Source organism: Phyllobacterium sp. K27 (assembly GCF_054796155.1).
In genome coordinates this window covers 1,075,807-1,088,592 of sequence record NZ_CM139240.1, presented here as the reverse complement: position 1 = coordinate 1,088,592, position 12,786 = coordinate 1,075,807, and the positions used below count along the sequence as shown (strand labels likewise).

The following is a 12,786-nucleotide window of genomic DNA, read 5'->3' as shown; positions in this document are numbered from 1 at the left end:
AGGATCGAAGGGAGTGAAGGCCCGCCTTTTTATGTAAGCGGGCCTTCGAAATTTTACTGCTGACCTTCGGTCGCTGCCTTGAAGGCTTTTTCGACTTCGGGATCGGCATAGACAATCTTCAGTGATGTCCGTTCCTTCTTGATCAGGTCCGTATAACGGTCGCGAATCAGCATCGACTTGACCTGATCTTTCACCTGATCGAATGCAGGTGGCTGCTTGGCCCGCTTGTCCTCAAGCTTGATCACATGGAAGCCGAACTGGGTCTGCACCGGAGTCTTGGAATATTTGCCAATCTCCAGCTCATTTGCTGCCTTTTCGAACTCTGGAACCATTTGTCCCTGTCCGAAATAGCCAAGGTCACCACCCTGGGCTGCGGAACCGTCTGTCGACTTTTCCTTGGCAATGTCCTCGAAGGAAGCACCGCCATCCAGCTGCTTGATGATTGCTTCCGCTTCCTCCTTCGTCTTCACCAATATATGACGGGCGCGCACTTCATTTGTCGCTGGCATTGCAGCGATTTCCTTGTCATAGCGTGCGCGAACATCCGCATCCGTAATCTTGTCTATCACCTGCTGCTTGAAGTATTCGTTGTGCATGGCGCGTTCTTTGAGAAAAGTCATGCGCGACTTGAATTCGGGTGTCTGATCGAGCTTTTCGGCTTCGGCCTTCGCAGCAAATGCCTTGATGTCGATGATTGCTGCCAGCGCGGCCACACGGCGCTGCTCCTCAGGCAACTGAGAAATTTGAGGATCGAGATCTGCGGATGCCTGATCCAGATCTTTCTGCGTAATGTCGGTGCCATTTACAGTGGCAATGACCGTGTTCGGATCCAAAGGCGCGGCTTTTGCAGCCTCGGCCGCCGGTGCGGGTTTTGCATCCTGTGCCAACGCGCTGTTCTGGACCATTGCCACAGTGGAAACACCCGCTAAAAACGTGGCTACAGTCATTAATGAAATCGTCTTACGCAATAGGTTCATTTTCAATTTTCTCCTTGGGAGGACCGGTACGGGCTATGAATATGGCAGAATTTGGCCGTAGCGAAGCAACGCTTCAACATTGACATCATTCAAGGCCCCTCTTATCTGTCCAACGGCTTTGCGTCCAGATAGCTTGGCAGAAGATGCTTTATACCTTTGACTTGTTCGTTCAGATATATGGCAGCTTTATAGTTCCGGACATCAGACGCTTCAAATGCCGGACTTACCGGCAGAACGTATTTAAAGAGAGGACCAGGGATGGTCAGTTTCGGCGGCTTGGCTCGCAAGCTTTTTGGCTCTTCAAACGAGCGTCGCGTAAAAGGATTCAAGTCTCGCGTTGATGCAATCAATGCACTTGAGCCGGAAATTTCGGCCTTAACGGACGAACAACTCCAGGGCAAGACTGCGGAGTTCCGAGCGCAGCTGGCAAATGGTACCAAGCTGGATGACCTGCTGATACCTGCATTTGCTGTTGCGCGCGAGGCAGCCAAACGCGTCCTGGGCATGCGTCCATTCGACGTCCAGCTTATCGGCGGCATGGTGCTTCATCAGGGCGGCATTTCGGAAATGCGTACCGGTGAAGGCAAAACACTCGTCGCTACCTTGCCGGTCTATCTGAATGCGCTCGAAGGCAAGGGCGTTCATGTCGTTACCGTCAATGACTATCTGGCCAGCCGCGATGCGCACTGGATGGGCCAGATCTATAATTTTCTTGGTCTAAGCTACGGTATCATCGTTCACGGACTTGACGATGACGAACGCGCCAAAGCCTACAATGCCGACATTACCTACGCGACCAACAACGAGCTCGGCTTCGATTATCTGCGCGACAATATGAAGTATGAGCGCGCACAGATGGTTCAGCGCCCGCACAATTACGCCATCGTCGACGAAGTGGATTCTATCCTTGTCGATGAGGCGCGCACGCCGCTGATCATTTCCGGTCCGCTGGATGACCGTTCTGATTTCTACAATCTTATCGACACATTCATCCTGCCCTTGCAGCCGGAAGACTATGAAATCGATGAGAAACAGAAAACGGCGATTTTCACGGAAGACGGTACGGAGAAGCTGGAAAACCTGCTTCGCGATGCCGGCCATCTGAAAGGCGATGGTCTTTACGACATCGAAAACGTTGCTGTCGTTCACCACGTCAACAATGCGTTGCGCGCCCACAAGCTTTTCCAGAAGGACAAGGATTACATCGTCCGCAATGACGAAATCGTCATCATCGATGAATTCACCGGCCGTATGATGCCAGGCCGGCGCTTCTCGGAAGGCTTGCATCAGGCGCTTGAAGCCAAGGAGCATGTGACAATCCAGCCGGAAAACCAGACGCTGGCTTCAATCACCTTCCAGAATTATTTCCGCATGTACAAGAAGCTTGCCGGTATGACCGGTACGGCCTCGACGGAAGCGGAAGAGTTTGGCAATATTTACGGCCTTGAGGTCACGGAAATTCCGACGAATAACCCGGTCAAGCGTCTCGATGAAGACGACGAAGTTTACCGGACCGTCGAAGAAAAATATAAAGCCATTGTTCGCGACATCCGCGAAGCAGCGGCAAAGGGTCAGCCTGTTCTCGTAGGCACGACGTCAATCGAGAAATCCGAGCAACTCGCCGACCGGTTGCGCAAAGAGGGTTTCAAGGACTTCCAGGTTCTAAACGCCCGATATCATGAGCAGGAAGCCTATATTGTTGCGCAGGCCGGCGTGCCGGGAGCTATAACAATCGCTACCAACATGGCTGGTCGCGGCACCGACATTCAGCTGGGCGGCAATCTCGAAATGCGTATTGCGCGTGAGCTTGACGACATGCCTGCGGGCGAAGAGCGCAAGGCGAAGGAAGACGCCATTCGTGCCGATATCGCTGTCCTGAAGGAGAAGGCACTGGCTGCCGGCGGCCTTTATGTTTTGGCGACGGAGCGGCATGAAAGCCGCCGTATCGACAACCAGCTTCGCGGTCGTTCCGGTCGTCAGGGTGATCCGGGTCGCTCGAAATTCTTCTTGTCCTTGCAGGACGATCTGATGCGCATTTTCGGTTCGGAGCGCATGGATGGAATGCTTCAAAGGCTCGGCCTCAAGGAAGACGAAGCTATCGTCCATCCCTGGATCAACAAGGCGCTTGAAAAAGCGCAAAAGAAAGTCGAAGCGCGCAACTTCGACATCCGCAAAAACCTTCTGAAATATGACGATGTGATGAATGATCAGCGCAAGGTGATCTTTGAGCAGCGCATCGAGATCATGGATGGCACTGATCTGAGCCAGACGACCAAGGAAATGCGCGAGGACGTGGTTGAGGACCTGACCAACCGCCATACGCCGGACGGTGCTTATGCCGAGCAGTGGAACATCAAGCAGCTCGACGAGGACGTTCGAAATATCCTGAATCTCGACCTTCCGGTGACGGATTGGGCCGTTGAAGATGGCATAACGCCAGATGACATTCGCGAACGCCTGTTTGATGCGGTTGAAAAGGCTGCGGCAGACCGTGCCGAGCGCTTCGGGCCGGAAATCATGGCCTATGTTGAAAAATCAATCATACTTCAGAGCCTCGATGCGCTTTGGCGTGAGCATCTGGTCAATCTGGATCACTTGCGTTCAGTTGTTGGTTTCCGTGGATACGCCCAGCGTGACCCGCTCAACGAATACAAGACCGAAGGGTTCGAGTTGTTCCAGACAATGCTGGTCAATCTGCGCCAGAACGTAACGTCGCAATTGATGCGCGTCGAGCTGGTTCGAGACGCTGCCGCTGCACAGGAGCCGGATTTACCTCCAATGGAAGGTCATCATATCGATGGCACAACCGGCGAGGATGATTTTGGCGAAGGTAGCATTCTTGCGGTACAGGAAGACCTGCGTCTTGTGGACCCGGCGGATCGCGACCCCAATAATCCGCAGACCTGGGGCAAGATTGGCCGCAACGAAGCCTGCCCCTGCGGCTCCGGCAAGAAGTACAAGCACTGCCACGGCTCTTTTGCCTGACGATCAAAGGGCCGCGCTAATGCGGCCTTTTATTTCTGAGCAGGCGCATCGGCTTTTCGAACCGTTTCTAAAGGTTTACTGAGTAAAGCTCCCTCATTGGCCATAAATGGAGCTGCCCATTGCGATTCTCTGCGGTACAGACTGCAGACCGGTTTCTGCCGGAGAAACTGACCCGCCAGCTCCATCCATGGCTTCTTGGTCTGGATGCCTTGCTTGACGGGACCAATCAGCATGCCGTTGCACAGCGCGTCTCGCTGATCGCTTTCGGCATTCGAATCATAAGCGCCGCCATAGCCCTTCTTTCACAGGTCATATTCGCCCGATGGATGGGGCAGTTCGAATATGGGATCTTTGTTCTCGTATGGGTTACGGTCGTCATTCTTGGCAATCTTTCGTGCCTCGGCTTCCAGACCAGTATTATTCGGTATGTGCCCCAATATCTTGAGCGCAACCAGCTGAATCGCCTGCGGGGCATCCTGTTTACCAGCAAAATATTCGCAATCTCGATGACGACCTGTCTGGCACTTGTCGGAGCCGCGGGCATTTATCACTTCCGTGATGTGCTGGAATCCTACTATGTCACCCCCTTCCTGCTTGGATTCATTTGCCTTCCGATGATTGCACTGGGCGATACGCTCGATGGGACGGCGCGCTCCCGCTCATGGGTTTTGATCGCCCTCACCCCGACCTACATCGTAAGGCCGATCCTGACCCTCATCGTCATGAGTATTGCGCATGCAGCCGGCTTTCCGCCGACTGCCATTATTGCCGTGACCTGCTCAATAATCGCAACCTATATGACAACGCTGGCTCAACTGCTCGTCGTCAACAAGCGCTTCAAGACCCTCGTACCTCCCGGAAACAGGTCAATCCGTTTCGGCGAATGGTTCACCGTCTCACTCCCGATTTTCCTGGTTGAGGGCTTTTTCTTTCTCCTGACCAATGCGGATGTGCTCATGGTCGGGTGGTTCATGGAGCCGGATAAGGTCGCCACCTATTTTGCCACGGTGAAACTGCTGGCGCTTGTGCACTTTGTCTATTTCTCGGTAAAAGCAGGCGCCGCGCAGCGATATTCCGAGCTGATCCATACAACCGATCACACCCAGCTGTCCGCATTTGCCAGAGACACGGCACGCTGGACATTCTGGCCGTCGCTCGCCATGGCGCTGGTGCTGCTTTTAATGGGCAAACCACTGCTCTATCTGTTCGGGGACGAATTCACGCAGGGCTATCCCCTTCTTTTCATCATGGTTGTCGGCGTCGTTGCACGGGCATCGGTTGGTCCGGCTGAAAGCCTGTTGAACATGGCCGGCAAGCAAAAAATCTGTGCTGCGGTCTATGCTCTCACACTGATTGTTAATATCTGTCTCAGCATTGTGCTTATCCCGGCCTATGGTTTGACCGGAGCCGCATGCGCCACTGCTTTTTCAATGATATTCGAAGCGGTGACCTTGACGCTGACTGTTTACAAACGTTTGAACATTACGATGTTCGTTTTTGCTGGCAGGGTGACTGACACACCTGCCAAGGAAGAAATCTGATGGCAGCGATTCCGCTTCTCGAAGAACTGGCCGGTGGTCCTTCTGCACAAATCATCGCACAACTGTCAGGAATGGATTCGTCACGCGATGCGGTAAAGCAGATCGAGGAAACACTCGGAAGCCGCACCATTCCACGCAAGCTTTCCATCTATTCGGCTTCCGCCGGTTTTGAACTTCTTGATGAGCTCGAACATCTCACCTACCGGACGATCGAGCCGAACATATTCTTCAATCCGCGGTTTCTTGCGCCTGCCATGCCACGCCTTGATGACAGGCAAGTGCGGTTCATGGTCATGCGCGATGAGAACGACATCAAAAGCCGCCTGCGCTTCCTGATGCCCTACACGATAGAGCGGCCGGGGTTTGCCTTTTCAGGCTCCATCCTCCGGGCCTGGGCGACTCCCTTTGGACCACAGGGGACGCCTTTGATTGATCGCGATGATCCCGTTGGCGTTCTGAATGATCTCTTCGACATGCTGGGCCGCAAGCATCTGAAGCTACCCGAAATTCTTGTTCTTCCGGATATGTTGCTCGACCGCCCGGTGGCACAGCTTGTTCGCTCAATCGCCATGGATCGAAATCTGCCTTTGGTCACCACGCATCAGATTGAGCGTCCCTCAATTGAAAGTGCCAAAGAGGGGGACGAATATTTGCGCGAAGCCATTGGCGCAAAGCACGCTAAAGAATATCGTCGGCTCTGGCGCCGCTTGTCGGACAAAGGCGCCCTCACTCATGTCGTCAGCCGCAGCGAGGAGGATATCAGACGCAAACTCGAAGATTTTCTCGCACTGGAAGCCAGCGGCTGGAAGGGTCAGCGCGGCTCGGCCATGGCCGTGGACCGGTTCCGCGCGGCCTTTGCGCGCGAAGCGGTCAATAATCTTGCTGCCCGGGACCTTGCCCGCATACACACACTCGAACTGGACGGTAAAGTCATTGCTGTGCTTATCGTGTTTGTCGAAGCGGGCGAGGCATGGACCTGGAAAACTGCCTATGATGAAAGTCTGGCAGCTTACTCACCGGGCGTTCTCTTGATGATCGAAGTCCTCAAGAATCATCTGGAAGACCCTAATATAGACAGGACGGATTCCTGCGCCGTACCGGACCATCCGGTTGCATCGCGCCTTTTTCAAGAGCGGGAAAAGATCGGGACACTGGTTATCGGCCTTACCCCGAAAGCGGACCGCGCAACAAGGCAGGCCGCTTCACAAATCCACCTTTACCGCCGCACCCAGAACATTGCACGCCTTGTGCGCGAGCGTTTGCGCGAATTGACAGGTCGGGCCTAGTCTAGAGATAACCGAGATTAATCAGATGGCGCTTGGCGTCATCTGGAATATCATCATCCGAAAATTGATCATGATAGGCTCCGGTATGTTTGAAGGGGTTTTTGGATACGTGATCTCCAGTATTCTCGGCATCCGAACCCAACAGAACATAAGCAGCATGCCCGGCGCTCTGGAGGGTAAACCCACAATAGTTGGCAATGTCCTCGGCAACCCTCTCGGGATGCTGCAACAGATCTTCCTGTCTTATTGCCAGATGATCAACCCGATCCTTCCATGAAAGCCAGGCGTCAATGGAATTCACCCACCGTTTGAAACCTGGGCCTGTGTCTTTCTCTATGGTCTTGCGCAACATGCTTGCAACAACATCGCGCCCATCCCGATAGATGTAGATGATCTTGGCGTCAGGAAAATGGGCTTTAACTGCGTCAATGTGGAAAACATAATCTGACCACTTGTCCCCCCAACGCCACGCATCACGCTTTCCATAGATCGAGTGCAGGGCTGCTGGAAAACCGAGCTCAGCTTCAGAACCTGTGAGCTCAATTTCATAATTCCAGTATTGCAACCAGAGATTCTTCTGAACAACAGCACGTTTGTTTTCCAGCCACTGGGCCAGCGAAAACTGATCTTGCCATGCCGGCCAGGCAAACAACGCCCATTCATTTGAAATCATCATGCCATTATCGTTCAAGATCCGAACGATGGCCGTCGTACCACTTCGTTGACACCCACAGACGATTATCGGGCTGCTTTCAGCATTTACATTCATTAATCTTCCCCAATTTGAATTTATTTTCTAGAGAAATGGAAGCTCTCACAATACAGATCACGACAAAATAGCCGCCAACATATTGATTTAATATTATATCTCGTTGAGGATTTGATTGAGCTACATCTGACGGAACGGCACCGGCGTCAAAACCTATCTCGAGGTGAATCCGTTTCACACGCTGCACATCGGCGCTAAACAGACGGCACCATTGATCAATTGGATAAAGCATATGACTGATACAGTTACTGACCGTTTTCTTCGCTACGTTGTGATTGACACCCAGTCAGATGCCAGTTCCTCGACGCAGCCCACGACCCAGAAGCAGCTTAATCTGGGGCGCGTTCTGGTGGCCGAACTTCTCGAAATTGGCTTAACCGACGCACATCTGGACGAATCTGGTTATGTCTATGCGACCATCCCGTCCAATGTCGACAAGAATGTACCCGTCATTTGTTTCTGTTCGCACATGGATACGGCACCCGACTTCACAGGGACAAATGTAAAACCCCAACATGTGCTGAACTATCAGGGCGGGGACATACAACTGACCGGAGACACGCAGCAAATCATTCGCGTGAAAGATCATCCTGTCCTGCTTGATCAGATCGGCAATGACATCATCACGACAGACGGTACGACATTGCTTGGTGCCGATGACAAAGCGGGTATCGCCGAGATTATGACTGCGGCGCAAATCCTCGTGGATAATCCCGATATCAAACACGGTACTATTCGCATCCTGTTCACGCCGGATGAGGAGGTAGGGCGCGGCGCCGACAAGGTTGATCTCAAAAAGCTCGGTGCGCATTTCGCCTATACTGTTGACGGTGAAACCGCCGGACACATTGAAGATGAAACATTCTCCGCAGATGGCGTCGAGATCACCATCCAAGGCGTTGCAATCCATCCAGGCTTTGCCAAAGGCAAAATGGAAAACGCCATCAAGATCGCCAGCGCAATTATTGCCGCTTTGCCCAAAGAAATTGCTCCCGAGACAACTGAAGGCCGCGAGGGTTTTATCCATCCGGTCGGTGTCACCGGCTCAATGGAAAAGGCGACGCTCGCTTTTATTATCCGGGACTTCAACGATGAGGGTCTGACGGTCAAAGAAGCCATGCTGGAAGAACTGGTCAAGAGGGTGATCTCTGACTATCCCGGCTCATCCTACAAATTCATTGTCAAACAACAATATCGCAACATGAAAGCGATCCTCGACCGGAATCCCGAGATTGTCGAAAACGCAATTGAGGCAATCCGGCGGGCGGGCATGGAACCCGTGCGCGGCAGTATAAGAGGCGGGACGGATGGCTCAAGGCTGTCCTATATGGGCCTGCCTTGCGCCAATCTCTTTGCTGGCGGCCATGCCTTTCACTCTCCACTGGAATGGGTCAGCAGACAGGACATGGAAAGGGCGGTAAAGACGATCGTGGAGCTGGCCAGGATATGGGAGGAGCGCGCGTGAGGGTAGTGCATGCAGCAGAGGTTGTTTGAGATCGGGAATTGTAACTTATGCGCTGCGGGCATTATCGCTTCAAAAGTCATGCCGCTCATGGTAGGTTTCTGTAAAGCGGAAACGAGCGAACCGCCTGTTCCGCTTGCCGGTCAACATAAAACTATTATGTACGGGGTATTGACAAATATCCGTGCTGCATCACATTAGGATGTGAAAAGTCGCCCTGCCTAGCCGAATTGTCACCGGATGGTGTGCGTGCTTGACGTTCGTCAAGATAGGCTGGCAGAGCGCACCTTACCCAAAATTCCAAACATCTTCGATCTTTTTGCTAATCGCTTGGCGCCATTTTTGGGCATCTGCTCGATCATCACGATATGATCTTGCAATAGCCCCGGTGCACATATCTGCCAGTTGGATAAGGCGATCGTTCCTGGAATCCGAAAATCTGACAGCTTTTACTGCACCCTCACCTGTGTTGCGCCGAAGGTACGTGGCAAGTTCTGTTTTAAACGCCTTATCACCCGATCCATCGATAATCACCTTGGCGTTCCTCAATAGTCCGTTATCAAACTTGAGCATCGATTTGACAAAGAAACTGTAGAAGCTTGTCTTATCCTCTCGGAGTTTAGAACTGTACAATTTGGCCTTTTGGATCACTATTGCCCGGACACAGAAATCATATGGCTGAACAACCTCAAAAAATGCATCTCTAATTTCAGGTCGAGATTTGCTGAACTTGAACTCAGTAGGCATGCGAAGGTTTTTTGAAACTCCGTCGATTGCTTTGCTCGCCAAAATAGCTTGCTCAGCATCCCTGAATGCCACAAGAGCAACGACAAATACCGGCGAAGAGCCCTTTGCGAGTTTGAAACCAGGATCCCCCGACTCATCGATGAAAACAAGCATAATAACCACATGATGCATGGAAAGCTTGTTGATCAAGTCGTTTCCAAAAACCAGTCCCGTAGAGCGATGTGTTTTTAACGGGCAGATAAGAAGATAGCGTCTATGCTTTAAACAATTGAAAGATATTTACATATTTTTGAAAAATGGTGCCCCTTGCCGGAATCGAACCAGCACTCCTTGCGGAACCTGATTTTGAGAGACCGGACATACGCTATCCTTTGTGTATCCGGCAGTATCCGTTTTCCCGATAACCGATTGTAAGCACTAGCTTTTTTCGGTTTTCAGTTCACACATACCTAGCCGGACGTACGCTACGGTTGGCTTTCTAGGTGCACCTATGTTGCACCTGAAATCCGACCTCAACGGAGGTTAGGAATGCCCAAAATCAAGCTCACAAAGACCGCTGTCGACGCCGCAACCCCGCAGGAGCGCGATTACGAGCTTCGGGATACGACGATACCCGGGTTCCTTGTCAAGATCACGCCGGCCGGCCGCAAGATTTTCATGGTCGCCTATGTCGCCCATAACGGACAGCGCCGAAAGCCCGCCATCGGCCGCTACGGTGAGATCACGGTCGAGCAGGCCCGCGGGATCGCCCAGGACTGGCTGGCCGAAGTTCGCCGCGGCGTCGATCCCAGCGCAGAGCGGGCCACAGCCCGGCAGGCGCCTACGGTCAAGGAACTGTTCGACCGCTTCATCACCGACTACTCGGAGACCCGCAATAAGCCCTCCACCGTCGAGTCGAACCGCGGCTACGGCAAGCGCTACATCATCCCGGTGCTCGGCCATTTGAAGGTGCCCGACGTCACCCGCGCCGATATCTCAAACCTGATGAAGAAGATGGCGAAGAAGCCAACGAATGCGAACCGCGTCCTGGCGGCCGTGCGGAAGATGTTCAATATGGCCGAAGTCTGGGGCATGCGCCCTGACGGGTCGAACCCGTGCCGCCACGTCCCGAAGTTCCCTGAACGGGGAAAAACCCGGCTGATCACCGACAGCGAGATGAAGAAGCTCTTTGCCTACCTCGCGCGTGCCGAGGCAGAGGGCCTTGAGCATCCCTTCATCCTCCTTGCGATCCGGCTCCAGTTCGAATTCGCCGCGCGCATGTCCGAGATCCTCCAGCTCGAATGGTCATGGATCGATTACGACAACCGCCGGGTGGTTTGGCCGGACAGCAAGACCGGTGGCATGTCCAAGCCCATGAGCGCCGAAGCCCAACGGCTCTTCGAGACCGCTCCGCGCCTCGAGGAATCGCCGTTCGTCTGCCCGTCCGTCTTCGATCCCAACCTGCCAATGTCGAAGCACACCTATTACCAGGGCTGGCGGCGCATTCTTGAGCGCGCCGGGCTGCCGCATATCGGAACGCATGGCATCCGACATCGCTCGGCGACCGACATCGCCAACTCCGGCGTGCCGGTGAAGGTCGGCATGGCGCTCACCGCCCACAAGACGGTGACCATGTTCATGAAGTACGTGCACACCGAGGACGATCCCGTGCGAGCTGCGGCAGAAGCGGTCAACCAGCGGCGGCAAGCGTTGCTTGGTGGTCACCCGGCGAGCCCGCCTCCCATCCCGACGCCGGCGCCGATTGTGGACGTGCCTTCGGTGGCGCCTGAAGTCGAGGCGATCGAGCCGGTGCTGACGGCGGCCGGCAAGCCCCTCGGCTACGAGGACGGCCAGTATGCCTCGCGCACCAAGCTCGGAAACTATCGGCCGTTCCGTCATCGCTCCGGGGAAAACCGCGCCGTTCCCTCCGGCACCAAACGCGACGTGACAAAGGAGGCGACCCATGCGTGAGGACGCCAACCAACAGCGCCGATGGCCTACGGCGGACATCCTGCGTCGCGCCAGGTTCGTTGATGACGCTGGGCCGATCCGCTTCGTCGATACCGAGGCGGCCGCTCGCTACCTCGCTTTGGAAGCGCACACCCTGGAATGCTACCGCTCACTCGGCGGCGGACCCATTTTCCATAAGTTCGGGAAATGGGTCCGCTACGCGGTCGATGATCTCGATGCATGGGCCGAGAGTTGCCGTCGTGCGACCACCGCATCCCCGGCCGCTCCGCGCGTCCTTCCCATTGACCGAACATAGCCCGGAGGCTATATGAAGTGGGAAGTCCAAATCCACCCGGCCTTCGAGGGCGAGGTTCTGGCCTTTGAGCGCGATGTCCGCGAGGCATTGCTCGCGGTCGCCAAGCTGCTGTCGGATTACGGCCCGCAGCTTGGCCGGCCACATGCCGATACGCTCAAGGGGTCGAGCCACGCCAATATGAAGGAGTTGCGGTTCGAAGCGGCCGACGGCGAATGGCGCGCAGCCTTCGCCTTCGATTCAGAACGAAAAGCTATCTTGCTGGTAGCCGGAGACAAGTCGGGTGGAAGCCAGAAGCGCTTCTATAGGAAGCTGATCGCAAAAGCGGATTTCCGGTTTTCCGAACATCTGGAAAGCCTGAAAGCCGCAAAGAAGGGAAAGTGAGATGGGCCGGAACCTGAACGACTTCATTGCGACGCTGCCTCCGGAAGAGCAGGCCGCGATCGATGTGCGCTATCAGGAGCTCAAGCAGGAGGTCGAAGGCCTGCGCGAGTTGCGCCAGATTGCCGGAAAGGCACAGGCGGACATCGCCTCCGCGCTTAACATCAAGCAGCCTTCGGTCTCCAAGATTGAGAAGCAGACCGACATGTATCTCTCGACGCTTCGTAGCTATGTGGAAGCCGTGGGAGGTAAGCTCGAATTGACCGTCACACTGCCGCAGCGTCCTGCTCTGCGAATTCACCATCTCGGCGATGACAGCGCCGCGCCGCAGAAATCGGCTCGTCGACCGCGCGGTCGCGTGCAGATCGGCGGTGCCCGTGGGCGCTAGTTACCCGA

At 54.3% G+C, this 12,786-nt stretch carries 11 protein-coding genes; 8 read left to right on the top strand and 3 right to left on the bottom strand.

The window, feature by feature from the left end:
* Nucleotides 1–53: 53 nt before the first annotated feature.
* On the bottom strand, nucleotides 54–977 hold the full coding sequence (locus tag ACYJL1_RS05455) for a peptidylprolyl isomerase (protein WP_460897399.1): 924 nt from the start codon (nucleotides 975–977) through the stop codon (nucleotides 54–56).
* Nucleotides 978–1,235: 258 nt separating this feature from the next.
* Between ACYJL1_RS05455 and secA the strand changes: the two genes are divergently transcribed.
* The 3 genes from secA (at nucleotide 1,236) to bspF (ending at nucleotide 6,789) form a co-directional block, all read left to right on the top strand.
* Nucleotides 1,236–3,962: a preprotein translocase subunit SecA gene (gene secA / locus ACYJL1_RS05450; RefSeq protein ID WP_460897398.1), complete on the top strand. Its 2,727-nt coding sequence runs from the start codon at nucleotides 1,236–1,238 to the stop codon at nucleotides 3,960–3,962.
* 119 nt (nucleotides 3,963–4,081) lie between these two features.
* Nucleotides 4,082–5,503 carry a lipopolysaccharide biosynthesis protein gene (locus ACYJL1_RS05445; protein WP_460897397.1) on the top strand — a complete coding sequence of 474 codons (1,422 nt, stop codon included), beginning with the start codon at nucleotides 4,082–4,084 and terminating at the stop codon, nucleotides 5,501–5,503.
* On the top strand, nucleotides 5,503–6,789 hold the full coding sequence (bspF, locus tag ACYJL1_RS05440; RefSeq protein ID WP_460897396.1) for a type IV secretion system effector crotonyl transferase BspF: 1,287 nt from the start codon (nucleotides 5,503–5,505) through the stop codon (nucleotides 6,787–6,789). The genes ACYJL1_RS05445 and bspF overlap by 1 nt, the downstream gene beginning before the upstream one ends.
* A 1-nt stretch (nucleotide 6,790) precedes the next feature.
* On the opposite strand, the gene ACYJL1_RS05435 is transcribed toward bspF, so the two are convergent.
* Complete coding sequence (locus ACYJL1_RS05435; protein WP_460897395.1) at nucleotides 6,791–7,558, bottom strand: sulfotransferase family protein; 768 nt, start codon at nucleotides 7,556–7,558, stop codon at nucleotides 6,791–6,793.
* Nucleotides 7,559–7,790: 232 nt separating this feature from the next.
* Between ACYJL1_RS05435 and pepT the strand changes: the two genes are divergently transcribed.
* On the top strand, nucleotides 7,791–9,023 hold the full coding sequence (gene pepT / locus ACYJL1_RS05430) for a peptidase T (RefSeq protein ID WP_460897394.1): 1,233 nt from the start codon (nucleotides 7,791–7,793) through the stop codon (nucleotides 9,021–9,023).
* Nucleotides 9,024–9,308: 285 nt separating this feature from the next.
* Here the strand turns inward: pepT and ACYJL1_RS05425 are convergent, their stop codons facing one another.
* Nucleotides 9,309–9,956: a DUF3800 domain-containing protein gene (locus ACYJL1_RS05425; RefSeq protein WP_460897393.1), complete on the bottom strand. Its 648-nt coding sequence runs from the start codon at nucleotides 9,954–9,956 to the stop codon at nucleotides 9,309–9,311.
* Nucleotides 9,957–10,295: 339 nt separating this feature from the next.
* Between ACYJL1_RS05425 and ACYJL1_RS05420 the strand changes: the two genes are divergently transcribed.
* The 4 genes from ACYJL1_RS05420 to ACYJL1_RS05405 are packed head-to-tail and all read left to right on the top strand — an operon-like array spanning nucleotide 10,296 to nucleotide 12,778.
* Nucleotides 10,296–11,717: a tyrosine-type recombinase/integrase gene (locus ACYJL1_RS05420; protein WP_460897392.1), complete on the top strand. Its 1,422-nt coding sequence runs from the start codon at nucleotides 10,296–10,298 to the stop codon at nucleotides 11,715–11,717.
* Nucleotides 11,710–12,012: a MerR family transcriptional regulator gene (locus tag ACYJL1_RS05415; RefSeq protein ID WP_114440480.1), complete on the top strand. Its 303-nt coding sequence runs from the start codon at nucleotides 11,710–11,712 to the stop codon at nucleotides 12,010–12,012. The genes ACYJL1_RS05420 and ACYJL1_RS05415 overlap by 8 nt, the downstream gene beginning before the upstream one ends.
* Nucleotides 12,013–12,024: 12 nt before the next feature.
* Nucleotides 12,025–12,393: a type II toxin-antitoxin system RelE/ParE family toxin gene (locus ACYJL1_RS05410; protein WP_460897391.1), complete on the top strand. Its 369-nt coding sequence runs from the start codon at nucleotides 12,025–12,027 to the stop codon at nucleotides 12,391–12,393.
* Nucleotide 12,394: 1 nt separating this feature from the next.
* The gene (locus ACYJL1_RS05405) at nucleotides 12,395–12,778 is read left to right on the top strand and encodes an XRE family transcriptional regulator (protein ID WP_460897390.1); all 384 of its coding nucleotides are present in this window, start codon (nucleotides 12,395–12,397) and stop codon (nucleotides 12,776–12,778) included.
* The last annotated feature ends 8 nt before the right edge of the window (nucleotides 12,779–12,786 follow it).

Bases quoted from the DNA above. Each gene is read 5' to 3' on its own strand.
- ACYJL1_RS05455 (WP_460897399.1), bottom strand. From the start codon at position 977: ATGAACCTATTGCGTAAGACGATTTCATTAATGACTGTAGCCACGTTT.
- secA (WP_460897398.1), top strand. From the start codon at position 1,236: ATGGTCAGTTTCGGCGGCTTGGCTCGCAAGCTTTTTGGCTCTTCAAAC.
- bspF (WP_460897396.1), top strand. From the start codon at position 5,503: ATGGCAGCGATTCCGCTTCTCGAAGAACTGGCCGGTGGTCCTTCTGCA.
- ACYJL1_RS05435 (WP_460897395.1), bottom strand. From the start codon at position 7,558: ATGAATGTAAATGCTGAAAGCAGCCCGATAATCGTCTGTGGGTGTCAA.
- pepT (WP_460897394.1), top strand. From the start codon at position 7,791: ATGACTGATACAGTTACTGACCGTTTTCTTCGCTACGTTGTGATTGAC.
- ACYJL1_RS05420 (WP_460897392.1), top strand. From the start codon at position 10,296: ATGCCCAAAATCAAGCTCACAAAGACCGCTGTCGACGCCGCAACCCCG.
- ACYJL1_RS05415 (WP_114440480.1), top strand. From the start codon at position 11,710: ATGCGTGAGGACGCCAACCAACAGCGCCGATGGCCTACGGCGGACATC.
- ACYJL1_RS05410 (WP_460897391.1), top strand. From the start codon at position 12,025: ATGAAGTGGGAAGTCCAAATCCACCCGGCCTTCGAGGGCGAGGTTCTG.
- ACYJL1_RS05405 (WP_460897390.1), top strand. From the start codon at position 12,395: ATGGGCCGGAACCTGAACGACTTCATTGCGACGCTGCCTCCGGAAGAG.